This window comes from Streptomyces sp. NPDC102437 (assembly GCF_044765565.1).
In the GTDB taxonomy this organism is placed as follows: Bacteria; Actinomycetota; Actinomycetes; order Streptomycetales; family Streptomycetaceae; genus Streptomyces.
Map to the genome: position 1 here is coordinate 43900 of NZ_JBIWKI010000014.1, position 20002 is coordinate 63901.

Genomic DNA, 20002 nt, shown 5'->3' on the forward strand with positions numbered 1-20002 from the left:
TCCGGTATATTTCCCGTTGCGAGGGTGGATCACGGCCAGGGGAAGGCGTCGCTGTGCAGGGGGAACATCCGGTACGGGCAAAGGTCTTGGTGGTCGGCGGGGGACCGGTCGGCATGCTCGTCGCCGCCGAACTGGCGGGGTACGGAGTCGACACCGTGCTCCTGGAGTCCCGGGCCGAGGTGTCCGGCCAGCCGAAGGCGACCACGCTGCATGCCCGTGCGGTGCAGACGCTGGCCCGGCGTGGCCACCTGCCGGGGGACGGGTACCCGTACACCGGTGGTGCGGCGGAGAGCCCCTTCCACTTCGCGGGTCTGCCCGGACTGGTGATCACGGCTCCCGCACGTGAACCCGAGCCGATCCTCAAGTGCCCCCAGGCGGAGCTGGAGCGGCACTTCGGGGCGCGGGCGCGGGCGGCCGGGGCACGGGTCCTGCGCGAGCACCGGGTGACCGAGGTCGTCCAGGAGGACGACGGGGTACGGGTCACGGCCGAAGGGCCGGAGGGCAGCGTGGTCTGCTTCGCCGAGTACGTGGTGGGGGCGGACGGAGCCCGCAGTACGGTCCGGGACCGGGCGGGCATCGCTTCCGACACTCATCCGGCGACGGTGTCCGCGCTCATGGGTACCGTCACGCTCGCGCAGCCGGACTCGCTCGCCAAGGGCTGGCACCGCACCCCGCGCGGCTGGATCGTGGCCAAGCACGATGCGGAGGGCAGCACACACATCCGGACGCTGAACTGCACCGGCGCCCATGCGGACCGGCAGCTTCCTCCCACGCTGGAGGAGCTGCAGCAGGAGGTGTCCTGGATCGCGGGGCGGGACATCGCGATGGACGCACCGCACTGGCTCAGCAGATTCAGCGACTTCGCGCGGCTGGCCCGGAGCTACCGCGCGGGGCGGGTCTTCCTGGTGGGCGACGCGGCACATGTGCACTTCCCGATCGGGGGACAGGGCCTCAGCGCCGGGGTGCTCGATGCCCTGAATCTGGGCTGGAAGCTGGCGCTGGCGGTGCACGGATCGGCGGACGCGGGTCTGCTGGACACTTATGACCTGGAGCGCCGTCCCGTCGCCCGGAAGGTCATCGAACAGACACAGGCGCAGCTCGCGCTGATGCGGTCTGGTACCGAACTCGATGCGTTGCGGGGCGTGTTCACCGGAATTCTGTCGGCGGACCGTGCGCACGGGCACCTCGGCGACATGATCAGCGCGCAGGACACGGTGCTTCCGGACCGGACCGGTGGGCCATCCGGCGGGGCGACGGGGACGTTCCTGCGCAATGCGGTGCTCAGCACGGCGGACGGCGAGACGGATGTGATGGGGCTGCTGCGCGAGGGCAGGCCGCTGCTGCTGCTCCTCGACGAGGAGGGCGACGGCCACCGGGATGCGGCCCGGGGGTGGGAGGGGATTTTGAACGTGGTCCGCGCCCGGCCCACGGCCGAGGTGCCGTACGAGGCGCTGCTGGTGCGGCCCGACGGCTACATCGCGTGGGTGCCGGGTGGCCATGACCTGAGGCAGGCGTTGTCGGCGTACTTCGTTAAGGGCGCCGTGTCTGCGGGGCACCGTTGACGGTGGCCCGCAGACACGAGCGGTGCTCAGCCGGCCGTGTCGACGAGGTCTCTTATGTCGGCCGCCTTCAGCGCCTCGTCGTAGACCGCGGCTCCCCGGCCCTCGGAGAGGTCGAGCGAGGCGAGGACGGACGGCACCACCGCGCTGGGCAGCACGTGACGCATCAGGGCGGAGACCCGGCGGACCAGGTCGCTGTACTCGCAGACGGCCTGCGACATGGACTGGATGCCGGCGAAGGAGCCCACGATGACATCGGCCGTCTCGGACGGCGTGATGTGGGGCAGCAACTCGCCCTGGTCCTGCGCCATTTGGAGCAGCTCGTGGCCGACCTCGGCCCAGCGCAGGAACGGGCCGCTGCGGTCGAGGCTCTGTGCCAGCTGGTCCATGGTCAGTCGCACGCCGGCGCGGACCATGGGGTCGGTCTGCAACTGGTGGGCGTGCAGCATCACGACGTCCACGATCTCCTGCACCTTGGAGGCGCGGGAAGGGACGATGATCCGCCGGTCCTGCTCGGCGAGGACGCCTTGAGCCAGGTCTTCCTTGGAGTGGAAGTGGAAATACAGGGCGCCCTTGGTGACGCCTGCCTCGGTGAGGATCTGGGAGATCGTGGCCGCTTGGTACCCGTGTTCCTCGAAGGTCTTGGCCGCAGCCGAAAGAATCGTCTGACGGGTACGGATGGCTCGTAGCTGCTCAGCCACTCTGCCTCCTCCCTCCTCAGGGTGGTGAACGTCGGGAGGCCGGTGAAAGAAACCGTCCAGTTCGTATCTTACAGGCCGCTTCCTCATCCTTACCGGTCGGGGAAATGTCAGGCAAGAGAGGCAAATCCATGATTCTTGTCACCGGTGCCACGGGGACCATCGGGCGCGAAGTGGTCCGAAGGATCCCTGCTGACCTGGCAGTTCGCATCATGGCCAGGCGTCCGGAGCGGGTCACGGGAGCGGGCGCGGCGGCCGAGATCATCCACGGAGATTTCTCGGATCCGGCCTCGGTGGCGGGTGTTCTGCGTGGGGTTCGCACCGTTTTTCTGGTGACCAACCCGGGCGGGGACGACGACGAGGGCTTCATCCGGGCCGCCCGGTCGGCGGGGGTGCGGCAGGTGGTCAAGCTGTCCGCCGCCGCCGTCGCGGACAGCCGGGCCGAGGATCTGATCACCCGGTGGCAGCGCCGTAACGAGGACCTGTTGCGCGACTCCGGGATGGAGTGGACGCTGCTGCGTCCCCGCGCGTTCATGTCCAACGCGCTTTCCTGGGCGGGATCCATCCGCTCGGACGACGTCGTGCGGGCCCTGTACGGGGCGTCGGCCAACGCCTGCGTCGATCCGCGTGACGTGGCGGAGGTGGCGGTACGCGCCCTCACCGAGGACGGCCATGCGGGCAGGGTCCACACCCTGACCGGGCCGGAGGCGATCTCGGCGGCCGAGCAGACGGCCCAGCTCGCCGAACTGCTGCGCCGTCCGCTCCGTTTCGAGGAACTGGGCCCGGACCAGGCGCGTACCGCGCTTGGCGCGCGCTATCCGGCAGACATCGTCGAGGCGCTGCTGGAGAGCGCGGAGCGCGGCCGTGAGGGTTCGAAGGCGGAGGCGAACGGCACGGTCGCCGGTCTGCTCGGCCGGCCGGCCGGGACCTTCCGCGGCTGGGCGGCCGAGCACTTGAGCGCCTTCGGGAACGCGAGTCGTTGAGGGCGTACCGGTGAAGAGAAGAAAACGGCGGCTGCCCGGTGGGCAGCCGCCGTTCGGCATGGCTAAGTCGCTGTTCGGCACGGTCAGCTCCCGTGCGATCCTGCGGTCACCGTGGAGTTGAAGACCAGTGCACCGTCCTGGTGGGCGGTCACCAGGACGCTCTGCTCGCCTTCGGCGGAGGTGTCGGGCAGCAGGGTCGCCTCGATCATGCACGGGGAGTCCAGCTCGACGTACCGCTTGAACTCATTTGCGATGGCGAGCGGGAGATAGGAGGACCGTCCGAGGACCGCCGCTGTGGCCTGGCGGGCGGCTTCGACCAGCACCATGCCCGGCACATGGTCGACCGCGTGCTCGAAGAGCACGGGGTGTCGCGTGTCCACCCGCAGCTGCCAGCGGTTCTGCTCGTTCGTGGGGGAGAGCACGACGTCCATGGGGGACATGCGCCCGACGCTCTGCGGGGCCGCTGGGCTGATCAGCGGCAGCTGGTCCCAGTTGCCACCGGGAATGTGCTCGCCGCGCACCCGCCGGTAGACCGCTGGCGCCATGCAGGAGAAGGATCCGCCACCGGTCGCGACGATGTTCCCGTCGCGGTGGAAGACTGCCTCGAAGCGCAGCCCCGACAGGCTCCTGCCCCGTTGGTTGATCTCCGTGCAGTGGACGTCGATGCTGAGCGCGGCGGGCTCGTAGCCCATCCGCAGGTGCTGCGGACGTACGGCGAGGTCGAGGTCCCAGACGAGGAACTGGTGGCCGAAGGGCACACCGAACTCCGCGTGCCCCATGAGTATGCCGATCTGGCGGAGCGTTTCGCAGCCTATGAGCGGATCGTGGTAGCCGTCCGCGACCGGGGTGAAGAAGCTGTGGCCGCGTGGCCATTGGGCGGACATGACGAAGTGGGTGTCGTCGACCCGCTCCCAGTCGGTGAGCATGACCTCTGCGACTGCGGAGCGGTGTACGAGTTCTTTGGGCACGGTCATAGTCAGAGTGTCGGGGTAGAAGCCGCCGGGCTTGATGGTGGAGGCCTTGATGCTTCTTGTCATTTCTCTGTCGAACGTGTTCGTTCGACCTGAAACGTGCTCGCAGACATTGCTCCCCTTGGGCTGGTGCGAGAGGTATGTTCAGGGCTGTTCCTGGCCCGAAAATACATACCAACCGGTTTAATTTCTAGTGCTCCTGACGCCTTGTCATCCAAAAACAGTGGAGCCGTTCATTCCGATCTGCCTGTTCTTGAGGATGGGGCCAGGCCGGCGCGGGTTGTAGCCGGGTTGGCGTCCGTTTCCGGTCCGACACGGCTCGAGCGTGACACGAGTCGTTCTTGAGCGGAGTGACCCAAAGTGCGCCCGCGGCGTTCTGCCGGAAGGGCCATGCCTTCTTCTGCGCTTTGACGGATGAGCAGGGAATCTCCAAAACCGCATGGACGGTTTGTTATATTCGACGCCTGCCCTTCGGTAGGCACAGCAACCTCTGGCAGTGACGGAGCAGTTGATGGTCAAACAGGAACGCGCGGCGCGTACGCGTGACACTCTGATCCGGTCCGCGGCCGAGGTTTTCGACCGTGACGGTTTCTCGGCGGCGTCGCTCACCGCGATCAGTTCGCGTGCAGGGGTGAGCAACGGGGCGCTGCACTTTCACTTCGCGAGCAAGGCCGCCCTGGTGGACGCCGTCGAGGAGGAGGCGCTGACCAGGCTGCTGGCCGTCACGAACAGCGTGCTGCTGCTCGGGGCGAGTCATGTGCAGCTCCTCGTCGATGCCACCCACGCGCTTGCCGAGGCGCTGCGCGGCGATGTGGTGCTGCGGGTCGGCTTCGCGCTGAGCGGTGAGACGTCCCGCCCGCGCCGGATGGATCTGCGCGAGCGCTGGCGGCGTTGGGGCGAGGAGACCCTGAAGCAGGCCGAGTCCGCAGGTGAACTGCGCCGGGCGGCAGGGGTCCAGGACGTGGTGACCGCCGTGGTGGCCGCGACTGTCGGATTCGAGGTGCTCGGGGTGCGGGACCCGGCGTGGCTCTCGGCGTCGACGGTGGCGCGGTTCTGGCGGTTGATGCTGCCGACGCTGGTGCCGGCGGCGAATCTCGCCGGAATCGAGGCCGGGGGAACCCGGCGTCCGTAGGTGGTGTGACGGGTTCTCCGGTTGCTGATCAAGGAGAATACCTGCTGGTTTGTTTGGCGTGTTCCTTGTCCTTTGCGCACGACTTGGCATGGTTCTCGCTGCGCGCCCGGCCTGGCGACTGGACGGGTACGCGTGCACCGCGCGGCCGGCAGCGCCGTACTCGTCCACGACACCCGCGCCGACCGGCTGCGCATCGGCTGGACCCTGCCGCACGGCGGCTGGCGCCAGGTCGCACGGCGCGGGATCGACGGCATCCGGGCGGAACTGGCCCGTGCACTCCCGCCGTTCGAGGGTCTGCTGCACGACCAGATCAGGTCGATGAGCGACCTCACCCTCCTCGATGTGTTCGCCGCACACTCCCGCGAATGAGTGCGCGACGGGCTCGTCCTCATCGGGGACGCCGCCCACACCCACGGTTCCATCGGCGCCCAGGGCATCAACTTGGCCCTCCAGGACGCGGCCGCCCTGCACCCGGTGCTGCTCGACGCGCTCTTCGCCGGGCAGCCGACCCGCGAACGCTGGCGCCCTGTGCCCGGCTGCGCGCCCCGGCCGCGGCATCGGTCCACCGGATGCAGCGCATGCAGGCGAAGGCCATGTTCGGCGGCGGCAACCCCGTAGCCGGGCTCCTGCGCGCCCGCGCCGCGACCCTGGTGACCCACACCCGGCTTGGCGCCCTGATCAGCCACAAGGTGGCCTACGGCACCGGATCTCCTTGACCTGCGCAGCACCAGCAGTATCAGGCGTCAAAAGAAAGCGGCTCTTCACGCCCATCGGTCGGTGCATCCTCGGCCCTGGCGGGCCTCCGGTGCACCGACGGGGTCCGCGGGTGGTCGGGCGGCTGCAGACCGGTGGGAGCGGTGGGGAACAGAGTGGCTGAGGCCGGGCGGGGCTGATCGAGACATACGTGGCGGGTGGTCCGTCGGCAGCAGCCGCGTCGTGGCGTGCTTTCGCGGGCTGAGGCCGGGGGACGCGGGCGAGGTTTTCACCGACGGGAGCGAGCGGGGCTCGCGCTGAAGGCCCTGTCGGGAAGCGCTGGGCCCAGCGCTTCCCGACAGCTTTTCACGGCTCGGGGCGCTGTGAAGCAGTCGGATCGACGGCCTGTCCTACCTGTTAGAGAGCGCGCAGACGTCAAAGGCGTCTTGGCCTGTGGAAACGCATTTTTCATCAGGTTCTGACGATCTGGCACCCAGTTCTCAGCATCGTGCACCCAGTTCCTGAGATCAGGGCAGGCAGTTTCAAGGATCGTGGTGCCCATGTCCTGAGAACCGTGACCACTGCTGCAGGATCTGAGTAGATTGACGTCACGTACATGAGTAGATGCCATATCTGGGCGGGGGACGGCCGCGGCGTCGGATGGACGGCAGGTCGATCGGCACGCCCTGGAGGCGGGGTCCATCCACTTGGTGCTCATGTACGTTAAGTTCATCTGGTCGGCCCGCAGGGTCGGTGCTCATGCACATCACAGCAATGCCCATTCAGGGGAGGGCCCGTTGGGAGCGGTACGCAGACTGGTCGATGCCGACACGGGCGAGGCCATCCCCTATGCGCCCTACGCCTTCTCCGGCGAACACATCCAGGTCGACAAGGCCAGGGTCGAAGCGATCACCGAGAGCAAGGAATTCACCCCGAGCCAGAAGTTCATGGTGCTGTGGTGGATCGGGGTCTCCCCGCAGGGCATGGCACCGCTGAGAGCGACCGGTGCGGACATCGCCAAGAAGGTCGGCATGACCGCCGATGCCGTGGGCAAGATCAACCGGAAACTCCTCAAGCGGCGCATCCTGATCGAGCGCGGGCGCATCGGCAACTACAGGCTGTACCGCATCAGCCCGTACATCGCCTTTCACGGACCCGGGATCGAGCAGCGGGAAGCGATCAGGACGTGCAACCCGCCGGACATCCCCGGCTTCGACAACACCATCCCTTCGCTCTGGGAGGCGCAGTGAACAACGACGACAAGCAGAGGCTCCTGGACGTCCTCCACCGCACCGTCGGCATGACCGCCAATCAGCGCCTGGTCGTCATGCTCTACGCGATGCACCCCACCGACCGCGCCGGTGCCGTCATCGAGACCGGCGCCAACCTCGCCAAGCTCGTCGGCATGTCTCCGACTGTCTTCTCCCGGACCCGGCGCCAGGTCATCGAGGCCGGGTGGCTGGAGGAATCCGACCGGCTCGCGCACATCAGCTACTACCGGCTCAGCGTGAAAAGCACAGGCGAGGACGTCGTCATCCCCCTGCGCCGCGCAACCTGAACGGCTCCGAGGAGCAGAGCTCATGTACGTGAGGTCAATGAGTACCGATCCCGGGATCGGTACTCATTGACCTCACGTACATGAGCTTCGGGTGGGAGAGGGCCGACATCGGCCGTGGAGAGGCGCAACCGACGATCGAGAGGAATGCCCATGGCGGCATCGCCTGCGGCCGTAGGCTGTCGACCGAACCGGACCGTGCTGCTCACGGTGACCTGCCTGGGCCAATTCATGGTTCTGCTCGACAACACGATTGTTGGAGCGGCGCTGCCCGACATGCAGCACCGGCTGCACACTCAGTTGACCGGTCTGTAGTGGATCGTCGACGCGTACGTACTGCTGGTCGCCATGCTGCTGCTGTCCGGTGGTGTCTTCGCCGACCGGTTCAGCCGCAAGCGGGTGTACCTGACCGGCGTGGCGGTGTTCACCGCCGCGCCGGTGCTGTGCACTCTCGCGCCCTCGCTCGGCTGGCTGGTCGCCGGCCGGGTGCTGCAGGGCATCGGGGCCGCGGCGCCGAGCCCTGCCTCGCTGGCCCTGCTCGCCGCCGCCCATCCCGTGCCGCAGGAACGAGTCAAGGCGATCGGCTGTGGGCCGGATTCAGCGGAATCGGTCTGGCCGCGGGCCCCGTGGCCGGCGGCGTGCTGACGGAAGCCTTCGGCTGGCCCGCCATCTTCCTGGTGAATCTGCCCGTTGGTGTGGTTCTTCTGCTGGTCGGTCTGCGCAGCCTCGAAGAGACCCGCAATCCGAGCGCCCCCGCGATCGACATCCCGGGGACGGTGCTGTCGGTTGGGGGTGGGGGTGCTGACCTACGGGCTGATCAAGGGTGGTGCCCGCGGCTGGACGTCGCCGGTGAGCCTGGGAAGCTTCACCGTCGAGGCGATCCTCCTCGCCGCCTTTGTCGCCGTCGAAGCGCGTCGCTCCGCACCGATGCTGCCGCTGCGGCTGTTCCGGCAGCGCCTGTTCACCGTGTCCAACACCGCCATGGTCGTGGTGGGGTTCGCGCTCATGGGTTCGTCGTTCTTCTTCTCCCAGTTCTTCGTGTACGTCCAGGGCAGCTCGATCCTGCGCGCCGGCCTGCAGACCCTGCCGGTGTCCCTCGCCATGGTGATCGTCAGCCCGTACGCGGGCCGGCTCGCCGCCCGGCACGGCTTCCGAATCGTGGTCACCACCGGCCTGGCCCTGGCCGGCCTGGGACTGCTGGCGCTCGGCATGGTGCACGCCGACACCGGCTACGCGAACGTGTGGTGGCGGCTGGGAGTCGTCGGCATCGGCTTCGCCCTGACCCTGTCCCCACTGACCGGCGCCGCCATCCAGGCAGTCAGCCCGCAGGAAGGCGGTCTCGCATCAGGCATCAGCAGCACCACCCGGCAGATCGGCGCGGTGCTCGGCGTGGCGGTACTCGGAGCCATCGTCCGCACCCGGCAATCCGGCGGCGCCTCCTTCGAGACCGGTCTCAACAGCGCCTTTCTCGCTGCCGACGCCGTCACCTTGGCCACCGCCGTGTTCACCGGCCTGTAACTGGCGAGGTCCAAGCCCGCGGAAGGCTCCGCGGCGCCGCAACGTTCCACCGGTCCAGATGCGGTCACCACCTCGCACAAGGCATCCGCGCACAGCCCGAACTAGACCAAGTTCATCCCATGGCCCGTTTCTGCCGTATCCGGGAGACGCCCCCACCAGAGAGGAACCGCTTCCACGATGCCGCCCATAACCCCACCGTGCTCCACCCGATGCCCGAGCACCCGCGTGTGGTTCTGCTCAAGCAGGTGGTGAAGTCGCCGCTGATCGAGGTCGGTGACTTCACCTACTACGACGATCCGGACGATCCGACCGCGTTCGAGACGCGCAACGTCCTGTACCACTACGGTCCGGCACCGAGGCGTCGTTCGCCGCCCGCGATGTCGCCGAGGAACTGGCCGGCAGCGTGAGCGGGACCATCATCCCGTTCGCCTTCCATCAGGAGTCGAACTGCTCGCCGACCCGGACCTCCTGTCCCACGACGAGATCTACTTCAACGCCGCCCGCCTCGACCGCTCGGTGGCCCTGGCCACGGCCGACTACCAGCGACTGGCCGAGCCCGGGGTGCTCCCGATCACCCAGCCCCGGGAGCCCCGGGAGGCGCCCAGCATCCTCCCCGCCTGAGCCCTGGAGGAACCGGGCGCGCCCGCTACTGCGCCGCCGCGGTGTTCGCGCTTTTCTTGCGCGCCCGGTAGGCGGCCGCCTTGATCTTGTTCCCGCAGGACTCCATGCCGCACCACTGCCGCCGCATGCCCCGGGAACGGTCGATGTAGATACGAGTGCACTCGGGATTGCCGCACTCCTTGAGCAGGGGGACGTCCGGCCCGCTCAGGAGCTCGATCGCAAGGCGTGCCACGGTGGACAGGGCTTCGTCCGGCGTTGCTTCGCTCCAGCGTCCCGAGACGGTGAGCTGCGGTGCGGCGGGCGGATTGCGCGCCGCACCGTTCAGCACGTCAAGCGCCGCCTCGGCGTACTCCTCGCCGAGGCGGCGGGCCGTGACCAGCTGATAGACGGCTTCCCGTACGGACTTCGCCCGATCGACGTCGGCCTGACCGATGTCGGCCCGGTCGCCCCGGGAAACCGCGTCGACGATGCCGGATTCCAGGTACCACGCCCGCAGCCGCTCCGGCGTCACGAACATCTCGAACCGCACCGAGCGCCGGGCCCGGAGTGTCGCGGCGAAGTCGAGTGCCGGGTTTCCGCACACGAAGACATGATCCAGATTCACATCACCATTCTGGCAGGTGACAATCGCGTCAGCAAGGCTCGCCCCCCGCCGGACCGCCCCCCGCCGGACCGCCGACGGCCAGCCGGATCTCGCGGCCCTGCCAGCGTCTGCGCAGCCAACGGTCGTGGCTGCCCAGGACGATCGCGCCGGGGCCGGTACCCAGAGCGGCCTCCAGTTCGTCGCACAACCGCGGGGACAAGTGGTTCGTCGGCTCGTCGAGCAGCAACAGCTCCGGCGGACGCGCCACCAGGAGCGCCAGCGCGAGCCGGCGGCGCTGACCGACCGACAACTGACCGACCGGCTTGTCCAGATCCGCCTCGTGCAGCAGGCCCAGCGAGCGCAGTGGGACCGTCTCCGCCCGTTCGGCGCCGAGCGCGCGCTCGTACGTCTCACGCCCGGTCCGGTCGGGGCGGCCGAACACGGTGTCCTGGGCCAGCAGTCCCACCGTCAGCCCCCGCCGCCGTCTCACATCGCCCTCGGCCGTGAGACGCCCGGCGAGCACGGACAGCAGCGTCGACTTCCCCGCGCCGTTGCCGCCCGTGACGAGGAGGCGTTCGGTCGCCGTCACGTCCAGCCGCGGGACGTCGAGCCGGTCCGGCACCCGCACGTCGCGCAGCGAGACGAGGGCGTCGTCCGTCGGTACCTCGCCGAGCGCGGTGCCGGCGGGTGCGGCGGCGGCGAGTGCGGTGCCGTGGAAACGCAACGGCTGCGGCGGCTCACCGGTCCGCCGGCGTTCCAGCCCGTCCAACCGGCGGGTGGCGTTGCGCACCCGCCGGGAGACCTGACTCTGCACCCGTCCGGCGCGATGGCCGTAGCCCATCTTCTCGTTGTCGCGCCGCTCCCGGTCCGGTGCCACGAGGTGCGCGGTGACCCCGGCCGCGTGGCGCAGCGCCGCCAGCTCCTCCTGCTCCTCGGCGTACCGCCGTTCCCAGCGCTCCCGCTCGGTACGCTTCTCGGCCAGGTAGGCGCTGTAGTTGCCGCCGTAGCGGACCGGGCCGTCCATGGCCGGGTCGAGATCGACCAGATCCGTGCAGACGGCGTCGAGGAAGGCCCGGTCGTGGCTGGCCACCACGACGACCCCGGGCAGGCCGCGCACCTGCTCCTCCAGGAACGCGGCGGCGCCGTCGTCGAGATGGTTGGTCGGCTCGTCCAGCAGCAGGGCCGAAGGGCGCCTGGCCAGCAGCGCGGCCAGCGCGAGCCGACCGCGCTGCCCGCCGGAGAGGGAGCCGAGCACCCGGTCGTGCCGGAACGCGCCGAGGCCGAGGCCGTCGAGCACGATCGCGGCACGCCGGTCGGCGTCCCAGACCTCCCGCTCCTGGGCCTGTTCGAGCCGTCTGCCGTACGCGTCGAGCAGCTCGGCGTAGCCGGGGGAGTCCTGCGGTACGTGGGCGAGCCGCTCGGTGAGACGTTCGAGCTCGGCCAGGTCGTCGCGGGCCTCGCGCAGGGCCTCGTCCAGCACGTCGGCGATCGTCGACGTGTCGTCGAACGGCAGCTCCTGGTGCAGGAACCCCAGGTCGGCAGGGCGTGTGATGCTCCCGGCGTCGGGTTCGTCCACTCCGGCGAGCAGACGCAGCAGCGTCGACTTGCCGACGCCGTTCTCCCCGATCAGCCCGATGCGGTGGCCGGGGGAGGCGGTGAGGGAGACGCCGTCGAGGACCCGTCGGGTCCCCAGGGTGCGGACGACGTCATGGGCGAGCAGGGCTGGTCGGGACATGGTGTTCCACCTGATGTGATCGGTGTTCGGCCCGCCGGGTGGTGACCCACCTCGGGCGCGGGCCCGGTCAGCACCTCAGCGGTTCACACCTCCGGCGCCCCCGTAACCGGCACTCCCGTCCCCGGCGTTCCCGTCTCGGGCGCTCCGGTCTCCGTCAGCTCACCGCCGGCCAGCCGCAGCCACCGGTCCACGCCGATCCGGGCGAGGAAACGCTCGTCGTGGCTGACCACCACGAACGCTCCCCGGTACGAGCCCAGCGCGCCCTCCAGCTGGCCCGCGCTCACCAGGTCGAGGTTGTTCGTCGGCTCGTCCAGGAGCAACAGCTGCGGAGACGGTTCGGCGCACAGCACGCAGGCCAGCGTGGCGCGCAGCCGTTCACCGCCGGACAGCACCCCGACCGGGAGATGGGCCCGGGGGCCCCGGAAGAGGAAGCGGGCGAGCAGATTCATCCGCTCCGCCTCCGTCCGGTGCGGTGCGAACGCGGCGAAGTTCTGGGCGACCGTTCGGTCGAGGTCCAGCAGGTCCAGCCGCTGCGAGAGGTAGGCGATCCGGCCGTCGGCCCGCTTGATCTGCCCGCTGTCCAGCCCCAGTTCGCCGTTGAGCAGCCGCAGCAGTGTGGTCTTGCCCGAGCCGTTAGGACCGGTCAGCGCGATGCGTTCGGGGCCCCGGATCGTCAGGTCTACGCCCGCTTCGGCGAACAGGGCCCGCCCGCGGTGGCGTACCTGCATCTGCTCGCCGAGGACGAGTGTGCGTCCGGCGGGCACATCGGTGTCCGGCAGGTCCAGCGTGATGCGCTGCTCGTCGCGCAGGGCGCGCCCCGCCTCGTCCAGCCGGGCCTTCGCCTCGCTGACCCGGGACGAGTGCAGCTGGCCCGACTGGCCCGCGGACTCCTGGGCGCCGCGCTTCATGTTTCCGGCGAAGATGCGCGGCAGGCCCGCGCTCTTGAGGTTGCGGGCGGCATTGCTCGCCCGGCGCTCGGCGCGTTCGCGGGCCTGCTGCATCTCCCGCTTCTCCCTCTTCAGCTCCTGTTCGGCGTTGCGGATGTTCTTCTCGGCGACCTCCTGCTCGGCCCGCACGGCCTCTTCGTATTCGGTGAAGTTGCCACCGTAGAAACGCAGTTCGCCGCGTTCGAGTTCGGCGATGCGCTCCATGCGGTCGAGCAGCGCCCGGTCGTGGCTGACCAGCAGCAGACAGCCGTTCCAGTCCTCCAGCACGTCGTAGAGCTTGTGCCGGGCGTCGAGGTCGAGGTTGTTGGTCGGCTCGTCGAGCAGCAGTACGTCGGGCCGCTTCAGCAGCTGGGCCGCCAGGCCGAGCGAGACGACCTGGCCGCCGCTGAGTGTGTTCAGGCTCCGGTCGAGGGCGAGACCGGCGAGGCCGAGCCGGTCCAGCTGGGCCCGGGTGCGTTCCTCGATGTCCCAGTCGTCGCCGATGACCGTGAAGTGCTCCTCGCCCACGTCCCCGGACTCCACGGCGTCCAGGGCCCGGATCACCTCGGCGACGCCCAGGACCTCGGCCACCGTGAGATCACCGGTCAGGGGGAGGCTCTGCGGGAGATAGCCGAGCGTGCCACCGACGGACACGGAACCGGTGCCGGGCCGCAGCTCGCCGGCGATCAGCTTGAGAAGGGTGCTCTTGCCGGAGCCGTTGGGCGCGACCAGCCCCGTCCGGCCGCTGCCGATGGCGAAGGAGAGGTCGTCGAAGACCGGGGTGTCGTCAGGCCAGGCGAAGGACAGGTTCGAGCAGATGATGGCGGCGTCGGACATGGAGAGACCTCGAATGAGATACGGGCAGGCACGGACTGCTGCCCGGGACATGGAAGAAGGGGACGACTGAACGGCCACGACGGCGATGCTCCTGGGCATCGGCCGGTGGCCTGACACAACGGGGTCTCACCCCGAGATGTCGTCGTCACCCACCATGTCTGGTCTCCTCAAAATGTGATCAACGCTCTAGCGAGCTTAGCAGCCGCCCCTCGGCGGCCCCTCGCAATTTCTTGCCGTACGACGGCCGTGCGACGGTCTGACGGCCGACTTCGGACGGCCGACTACAGGCCGAGGTCGGCGGCCAGGCAGGAGAAGGACATCCATGAGCCCTCCGGGTCGTACGCCTCCCTCGCGGATTCCTTCGGCGAGGCGGGCTTCACCTCGACCATGTCCTGGTAGGGGACGCGCTCGGGCAGCTTCCCGAAGCGCTCGTGCCGGGCCGCTGCGGCACTGTCCATCGTGTTCGCGGCGTTATTGGTCTGCATGGCCGGACTCCGCTCGGTTCATCGGTTGCGGATCGCGCCGTAGCGCTGGGCTGACATCAGCGTGGCACCGTCTGCGTCACCTGTCAAGCCGGTGACGCAGCCGTCGTGCCCGCCAGGCCCGCCAGGGTGGCGGCGGCCGTGCCGGTGCCCAGTCCCAGGGCCTGGCTGAAGGTACGCCTGTTGATCATCTGAAGCCCTCCGTGCGTGTCGAAGTGCGGACCTCGCGCGGAAATCCGAGTGCGGCGGTGCGGCGGTGTGGCGGCGCCGCGGGTCCGTGTGCCATGACTGTTCCACGTGATTCGTCACCGGTCAAACAGGTGACGGAGTCGACTTGTGCGTATGGTGTTCGGCTTGTGCCTTCGACGAAATCGACGAACTCGATGTAGGAGAACCGGACATGACAGCCCCGTATCCACCGATCGATCCCTACGACCACGGGATGCTCGACACCGGCGACGGAAACCTCATCTACTGGGAGACCTGCGGAAACCCCGACGGGAAGCCCGCCCTCGTCGTCCACGGCGGCCCCGGTTCGGGCTGCTCGACGGGCCCGCGCAAGTCCTTCGACCCGGAGCGCTACCGGATCATCCTCTTCGACCAGCGCGGCTGCGGCCGGAGCACACCCCATGCCGCCGACCCCACCACCGACATGAAGCTCAACACCACCGAGCATCTGATCGCCGACATGGAGCAACTGCGCGAACACCTCGGTGTCGAACGGTGGTTGCTGTTCGGCAGCTCCTGGGGGTCCACGCTCACTCTCGCGTACGCCGAACGGCACCCGGAGCGGGTGTCGGAGATCGTCCTCGCCGCTGTCACCAGCACCCGCCGCTCCGAGATCGACTGGCTCTACCGGGGCGCGGGCCGGTTCTTCCCGGATGCGTGGGAGCGATTCCGCAACGGTGTTCCCGAGGCCGACCGCGGCGGCGACCTCGTCGGGGCGTACGCGCGTCTCATGGGCAGCCCCGACCCGGACGTACGGGCCAGGGCCGCGACCGACTGGTGCGCCTGGGAGGACGCGGTCCTGTCAGCGGAGCCGAACGGCTCGCCCAACCCGTACGGCAGCAGGCCGCCCCGGGCCATGCTGGCGCTCGTACGGATCTGCTCGCACTACTTCGCGCACGGAGCCTGGCTGGAGGAGGGGCAGTTGATCCGCGATGCGGGACGCCTGGCGGGCATCCCCGGCGTCCTGATCCACGGCCGCCTCGACATCAGCGGACCGCTCGACACGGCCTGGGAACTTGCCCGGGCCTGGCCCGGCTCGGAACTCGTGGTCGTCGAGGACTCGGGCCACAAGGGCAGCGCCGCCATGAGCGCGGCCCTGTACGAAGCGTTCGAGCGGTTCGCGCAGGAGTAGCCGGCAGGAGGGGTGCGGGCGTCAGCCCAGGAACGCCGCGAGGGTTGCCGTGAACCGGTCCGCGTCGTCGAGCCAGGGGTAGTGACCTGCCCCTGGCTGTACGACGAGCTCGGCATCGCGGAACGAATCGCCCGCCTCGGCCACCGACCGGGGCGGGCTGTTCACGTCGAACTCTCCGGCGAGCAGCAGGACGGGGGCCCCGAAGCCGGCGAGCGCCGCACGGGTGGCGTCCGGCGCGAAGGCGCCCTCGGCCGCGAAGAGGGCGACGGCCTCCTCGTTGTCCGGCCGGCTCGCCGCCAGGTGCGCCCGCGCCGTGTCGTCCCACCGGCCGTAGAAGAAGGGGCTGATGGCCTCCCAGTCGCTGCCGGTTCCCCCGGTGACCGCCTCCAGGGCGGCGTACGCCGTCGGGAACCACGGTTCGTCCCTGCGAAGCCGGGCGAGTTCACGCCGCGCCTCCCCGGTGATCGTGATTCCGAGGGACCGGGTGCCCGGGGCGATCAGGGCGAGCCTGCCGACGTTCTTCGGGTGACGTGCCGCGTACTGCGTCGCGAGGTTGGCTCCGGCCGAGTGGCCGAGCAGATCGATCCGGGGGAGTCCGAGGTGGATGCGCAGGGCCTCGACGTCCTCGACGAGGCGGTCGCAACGGTAGGAGGAGGTGTCGTCGGGGACCGCGGACCGTCCGGTGCCGCGGAGGTCCAGGACGATCAGCCGGCGGTGCGCGGACAGACCGCCGAGGTCGCCGAGGTAGCGGGAGTCCGCGGGACCTCCGGGGATGCAGACGACCGGGTCGCCGTCGCCATCGATACGGCCAAAGCTGTCTCCGTCTCCGTCTCCGCCTCCGTGCAGGCGGTAGGCGAGCCGGGTTCCGTCAGGTGCGTAGAAGTTGGGCATGGCAAGGACCATGCCAGTCATAACCAAGTTGTACAACCTGGTTATGACATAGAGGGGGTGAGGTGTATAACCGACACATGGCAGGCGAAGAGAGCGCGCACCGGGTCCCCGAGGCGCTGACCGAGGAGCAGGCCGGGCGGATGCTCGCCGACATGAACGAGGTCATCCGCGCGGGCGAGGAGATGCGGAAGCTGCGCGCCGAAATGATCAAACTGTTCATCGGCTTCGGCTGGACGCAGGACAGGATCGCCCGGCTCGCGGCCATGAGCCAGCCCGCCGTGTCCAAGCAGCTGGCGAAATACCGGCTGGACGACGAACCGCCGCCCCCGATGGCGCTCTCCCTCGACCAGCACGACATCCCATGGCTCGAAGGACGCCTGTGGGCCCTTGCCGAGGAGATCTCGGAGACCCTCGGCGACACCGCCCGCTGCACCCGCTACGTCAACGACATCGCCCGGGGGAAGAAGCGCTTCACCCCCGAGAACGTCGACGAGCTGCGTCGCCTCGTCGAGGAGGACCTGAGAGGGCACCGGGCGACGATGCCGGGCAGCTACCAGGAGGCGTACGACAGGATCAGCCGAGGCCTCGACGTGCCCCCGAAGGCGGCCTCCGCCACCCCGGCCTCCGCCACCGCATCGGCCTCCGTGCGCCGCACCCTCGCGCACCGGATCCAGCGAGACCGGCTCAGAGGCGACGCCTGACTGACGCGATCCGACTTTGGACGCACGCGTATGGAATTGAGCGTTGTGGCTATGGTTCGTCTCGCCGGGGCAGCGTTGACTGATCCGCATGACGAACGAACAGAACATCCAGCAGAGCACTCAGCAGAACATTCAGCAGGACATTCAGCGGGCCGACTCGAAGACGATTCTCGTGCTCGGCGGCACCGGAAAGACCGGGAGCCGTGTGGCGGAGCGGCTCACCGCGCAGGGACTGCCGGTGCGCGTGGGATCGCGTAACGCCGAACCGTCCTTCGTGTGGGAGGACCCCGACACCTGGGAGGCGGCGCTCGACGGAGTCGGAGCCGTCTACGTCACCTACTACCCCGACCTCGGGTTCCCCGGAGCCGCGGAAGTCGTCGGCGCCTTCTCCGAGCTCGCCGTGAAGAAGGGCGCGCGCCGGCTGGTACTGCTCTCCGGACGCGGTGAAGAGGGCGCGGTCAACAGCGAGAACAAGCTCAAGGAGTCGGGCGCCGACTGGACCGTCGTGCGGGCCAGCTGGTTCAACCAGAACTTCAGCGAGAGCTTCTTCCTGGAGCCCGTCCTCTCCGGTGAGCTCGTGCTGCCGACCGCCGACGCGGTGGAGCCGTTCGTGGACGTCGAAGACATCGCCGACGTCGTCATCGCCGCACTCACCGAAGACAAGCACATCGGCAGGACGTACGAGCTGTCCGGGCCCCGGTCGCTGAGCTTCGGTGATGTGGCCGCCGAACTGTCGCAGGTCACCGGCCGGAACATCACGTACACCCCGGTCGCCCTCGATGACTACCGGGCGTTCCTGCGGGAGAATGAGCTGCCCGTCGAGTTCGCCGACCTGTTCGCCCTGATCCTCGACGGGCGCAACGCCGGCGTCGTCAACGGCGTGGAGGAGGTCCTCGGCCGCAAGCCGCGCGACTTCTCGGTCTTCGCGAAGGATGCCGCCGCCACCGGCGTCTGGAACGTCTGACAACGCCCGGCAGCATCTGAGAGTGTCCGGTACGGATCCGGCCGGCGCCGAGCCCTCGCCGAATGGGGATCACCACATGGACGTACTCACCGGACTCCTGGACGGGCCGAAGGCGCGCGGCGCCTTTCTGCTCAAGTCGGTCTTCGATCCGCCCTGGTCGCTCCGCGTCGAGGACCGCGCTCCGATCTCCCTGGCCACCATGGTCCGGGGCAGCGCGTGGGTGATGCCCGACGGCGGTGTCCCGGCCCTCATCGGTCCCGGCGACATCGCCGTGCTGCGCGGCCCCGACCCGTACACGGTCGCCGACGCGCAGGACACCCCCGTCCAGGTCACCGTCGGCCCCGACCAGCGCTGCAGCACCACCGTCGGCGAGGACGTCACCGACACCATGGCCCTGGGGGTGCGGACCTGGGGGGACCCGCTCGGGCAGGGCTCGTCCGTCATGCTCAGCGGTACGTACCAGGCGCCCGGCGAGATCGGACGCCGGCTGCTGGGGGCCCTGCCCACCCTCCTGGTGCTGCCCGCCGCTCTCGACGACAGCCCGCTCGTGCCCCTGCTGGCCGAGGAGATCGGCCGCGACGAGCCGGGACAGGAACTGGTCCTCGACCGCCTCCTCGACCTGCTCTTCGTCAGTGTGCTGCGCGCCTGGCTCGCCGAGCCGGACGCCGGTGCGCCGGCCTGGTACCACGCCCGGTCCGACCCCAGGGTGGGGCCCGCACTGCGACTTCTGCACGGCGATCCGGCCCATGCGTGGACGGTGGAATCGCTGGCCCGCAAGGTCGGTGTCTCCCGGGCGGGCCTCGCCCGCCACTTCACCGAGGTGGTGGGGGAGCCGCCGATGACCTACCTGGCCACCTTGCGCCTCGCCATGGCCGCCGACCTGCTGCGCGAATCGGATGCCACAGTGGCCACGGTGGCGCACCAGGTCGGCTACAGCAGCGCGTTCGCGCTGAGCTCGGCGTTCAAGAGGGTGCGGGGGGTCAGTCCGCAGGAGTACCGCAGGAGCGGCGCCTCGCAGATCGTCCTGCCCTCGACGACGCCGTCCCGGACCGTGGTGCTGGGCGGGGTGTGACGTCCCGATCCGCCCGAGGAGAGGGGCCCTACCCGGGGACCTCCGTGCGCTCCCACCACTCGTAGACGGGCAACTGCCCCTCGGCCGTTTCCTGGTGGCGTGCCGTGGCCCTGAAGTGTTCGTACCCGCCACGGAACGGGAGCTTGATGTCGGGCCCGGGTGCTGTGAGGGGGACGATCCGGTCGGGGAGATCGTCCGGTCCGCCTTCGAGGACTGCTTTCGCTGCGTCGGTCATGGCGAGAGTTTCTCCGGGTGGTGGTCCGGCTCCTCCGTGACGCGCCGAAGGGCTCACCGCAGCCTGCCACGCCCCACTCCGACGGCGTGCATGGTAACTTTCCAACAAGTTGAACAGTATGGCGCCGGGAGGTGGGCGGGTGCTGCAGATCCAGATCGGTGCCGAGCGCGCGGCGGACCCGGACGACCGCCTGATGCGGACCACCCTCGGGTGGCGCCGGGGCATGAGCGAGGACGAGGCATGGGAAGCCGGACGGGGCATCTGGAAGTTCAACGCCGACCGGGCCCTGTCGCAGGACGAGGTACAGATCATCAACACCGAAGGCACGGTCCTCGCGGTCGCCAGGATCATCGGCATCTCCAAGCACGGCGACCGTTACGCTCTCGAAGGCGAACTCCTGCGCGCCGACCCCCGTGTCGGGCGTCCGACCGGTAGCCCGCATCTGTCCCGTAACCCCGTCACCTACATCTGATGCGTCCGACAGGT

The 20002-nt window shown here is 69.3% G+C and carries 21 protein-coding genes and 2 pseudogenes; 15 read left to right on the forward strand and 8 right to left on the reverse strand.

Annotation, left to right across the window (positions count from 1 at the left end):
- Positions 1–53: 53 nt before the first annotated feature.
- Positions 54–1562 carry an FAD-dependent monooxygenase gene (locus ACIRJP_RS19505; protein ID WP_404175388.1) on the forward strand — a complete coding sequence of 503 codons (1509 nt, stop codon included), beginning with the start codon at positions 54–56 and terminating at the stop codon, positions 1560–1562.
- A gap of 26 nt (positions 1563–1588) precedes the next feature.
- On the opposite strand, the gene ACIRJP_RS19510 is transcribed toward ACIRJP_RS19505, so the two are convergent.
- A complete protein-coding gene (locus tag ACIRJP_RS19510; RefSeq protein WP_404175391.1) occupies positions 1589–2260 on the reverse strand; it encodes a ScbR family autoregulator-binding transcription factor in 672 nt (223 codons plus the stop codon).
- A gap of 128 nt (positions 2261–2388) precedes the next feature.
- Between ACIRJP_RS19510 and ACIRJP_RS19515 the strand changes: the two genes are divergently transcribed.
- On the forward strand, positions 2389–3240 hold the full coding sequence (locus ACIRJP_RS19515; RefSeq protein ID WP_404175394.1) for an NAD(P)H-binding protein: 852 nt from the start codon (positions 2389–2391) through the stop codon (positions 3238–3240).
- Positions 3241–3323: 83 nt separating this feature from the next.
- Here ACIRJP_RS19515 and ACIRJP_RS19520 read toward each other — a convergent pair whose 3' ends face one another.
- Entirely contained in the window at positions 3324–4277 is a 954-nt protein-coding gene (locus ACIRJP_RS19520; protein ID WP_404175397.1) for a ScbA/BarX family gamma-butyrolactone biosynthesis protein, read from the reverse strand.
- A gap of 430 nt (positions 4278–4707) precedes the next feature.
- On the opposite strand from ACIRJP_RS19520, the gene ACIRJP_RS19525 reads away from it, so the two are divergent.
- The 8 genes and pseudogenes from ACIRJP_RS19525 to ACIRJP_RS19560 all read left to right on the forward strand — a co-directional run.
- Positions 4708–5343, forward strand: a complete 636-nt coding sequence (locus ACIRJP_RS19525) for a ScbR family autoregulator-binding transcription factor (RefSeq protein ID WP_404175401.1) — start codon at positions 4708–4710, stop codon at positions 5341–5343.
- A gap of 132 nt (positions 5344–5475) precedes the next feature.
- A complete protein-coding gene (locus ACIRJP_RS19530) occupies positions 5476–5712 on the forward strand; it encodes a hypothetical protein (protein WP_404175404.1) in 237 nt (78 codons plus the stop codon).
- Positions 5713–5961 carry an FAD-dependent monooxygenase gene (locus tag ACIRJP_RS19535; RefSeq protein ID WP_404175407.1) on the forward strand — a complete coding sequence of 83 codons (249 nt, stop codon included), beginning with the start codon at positions 5713–5715 and terminating at the stop codon, positions 5959–5961.
- Positions 5913–6059 carry a hypothetical protein gene (locus ACIRJP_RS19540; protein WP_404175847.1) on the forward strand — a complete coding sequence of 49 codons (147 nt, stop codon included), beginning with the start codon at positions 5913–5915 and terminating at the stop codon, positions 6057–6059. The genes ACIRJP_RS19535 and ACIRJP_RS19540 overlap by 49 nt, the downstream gene beginning before the upstream one ends.
- Positions 6060–6833: 774 nt before the next feature.
- Positions 6834–7286, forward strand: coding sequence for a MarR family transcriptional regulator (locus ACIRJP_RS19545; RefSeq protein WP_266738034.1), 453 nt, complete (start codon positions 6834–6836; stop codon positions 7284–7286).
- A complete protein-coding gene (locus ACIRJP_RS19550) occupies positions 7283–7594 on the forward strand; it encodes a replication initiation protein, RepL2 (RefSeq protein WP_266738032.1) in 312 nt (103 codons plus the stop codon). Before ACIRJP_RS19545 ends, ACIRJP_RS19550 begins: the two co-directional genes overlap by 4 nt.
- A 150-nt stretch (positions 7595–7744) precedes the next feature.
- A pseudogene (locus ACIRJP_RS19555) lies at positions 7745–9214 on the forward strand (MFS transporter).
- Positions 9215–9318: 104 nt separating this feature from the next.
- Positions 9319–9459, forward strand: a pseudogene (locus ACIRJP_RS19560) (antibiotic acetyltransferase); the annotation flags it as partial.
- 296 nt (positions 9460–9755) lie between these two features.
- On the opposite strand, the gene ACIRJP_RS19565 reads toward ACIRJP_RS19560, so the two are convergent.
- The 4 genes from ACIRJP_RS19565 to ACIRJP_RS19580 form a co-directional block, all read right to left on the reverse strand.
- Positions 9756–10334 carry a CGNR zinc finger domain-containing protein gene (locus ACIRJP_RS19565; protein ID WP_404175412.1) on the reverse strand — a complete coding sequence of 193 codons (579 nt, stop codon included), beginning with the start codon at positions 10332–10334 and terminating at the stop codon, positions 9756–9758.
- A gap of 28 nt (positions 10335–10362) precedes the next feature.
- Positions 10363–12048 (reverse strand): ABC-F family ATP-binding cassette domain-containing protein, encoded by a 1686-nt coding sequence (locus ACIRJP_RS19570; protein ID WP_404175415.1) that lies wholly within the window; start codon positions 12046–12048, stop codon positions 10363–10365.
- Positions 12049–12131: 83 nt separating this feature from the next.
- Positions 12132–13811 carry a ribosomal protection-like ABC-F family protein gene (abc-f, locus tag ACIRJP_RS19575; RefSeq protein WP_404175418.1) on the reverse strand — a complete coding sequence of 560 codons (1680 nt, stop codon included), beginning with the start codon at positions 13809–13811 and terminating at the stop codon, positions 12132–12134.
- Between the two features lie 281 nt (positions 13812–14092).
- A complete protein-coding gene (locus ACIRJP_RS19580; protein WP_404175421.1) occupies positions 14093–14296 on the reverse strand; it encodes a hypothetical protein in 204 nt (67 codons plus the stop codon).
- A 397-nt stretch (positions 14297–14693) separates the two neighbouring features.
- Between ACIRJP_RS19580 and pip the strand changes: the two genes are divergently transcribed.
- A complete protein-coding gene (gene pip / locus ACIRJP_RS19585) occupies positions 14694–15653 on the forward strand; it encodes a prolyl aminopeptidase (protein ID WP_404175425.1) in 960 nt (319 codons plus the stop codon).
- A gap of 21 nt (positions 15654–15674) precedes the next feature.
- Here pip and ACIRJP_RS19590 read toward each other — a convergent pair whose 3' ends face one another.
- Positions 15675–16544, reverse strand: a complete 870-nt coding sequence (locus tag ACIRJP_RS19590) for an alpha/beta fold hydrolase (protein WP_404175827.1) — start codon at positions 16542–16544, stop codon at positions 15675–15677.
- A gap of 77 nt (positions 16545–16621) precedes the next feature.
- Here ACIRJP_RS19590 and ACIRJP_RS19595 point away from each other — a divergent pair, with 77 nt between their 5' ends.
- The 3 genes from ACIRJP_RS19595 (at position 16622) to ACIRJP_RS19605 (ending at position 19281) form a co-directional block, all read left to right on the forward strand.
- Complete coding sequence (locus ACIRJP_RS19595) at positions 16622–17245, forward strand: sigma-70 family RNA polymerase sigma factor (RefSeq protein ID WP_404175428.1); 624 nt, start codon at positions 16622–16624, stop codon at positions 17243–17245.
- Positions 17246–17417: 172 nt separating this feature from the next.
- Positions 17418–18209, forward strand: coding sequence for an NAD(P)H-binding protein (locus tag ACIRJP_RS19600; protein ID WP_404175830.1), 792 nt, complete (start codon positions 17418–17420; stop codon positions 18207–18209).
- A 76-nt stretch (positions 18210–18285) separates the two neighbouring features.
- On the forward strand, positions 18286–19281 hold the full coding sequence (locus ACIRJP_RS19605; protein WP_404175431.1) for a cupin domain-containing protein: 996 nt from the start codon (positions 18286–18288) through the stop codon (positions 19279–19281).
- A gap of 28 nt (positions 19282–19309) precedes the next feature.
- On the opposite strand, the gene ACIRJP_RS19610 is transcribed toward ACIRJP_RS19605, so the two are convergent.
- Positions 19310–19516 carry a DUF5988 family protein gene (locus ACIRJP_RS19610; RefSeq protein ID WP_404175434.1) on the reverse strand — a complete coding sequence of 69 codons (207 nt, stop codon included), beginning with the start codon at positions 19514–19516 and terminating at the stop codon, positions 19310–19312.
- 139 nt (positions 19517–19655) lie between these two features.
- Here ACIRJP_RS19610 and ACIRJP_RS19615 point away from each other — a divergent pair, with 139 nt between their 5' ends.
- Positions 19656–19988 (forward strand): hypothetical protein, encoded by a 333-nt coding sequence (locus ACIRJP_RS19615; RefSeq protein ID WP_351262368.1) that lies wholly within the window; start codon positions 19656–19658, stop codon positions 19986–19988.
- Positions 19989–20002: the final 14 nt, after the last annotated feature.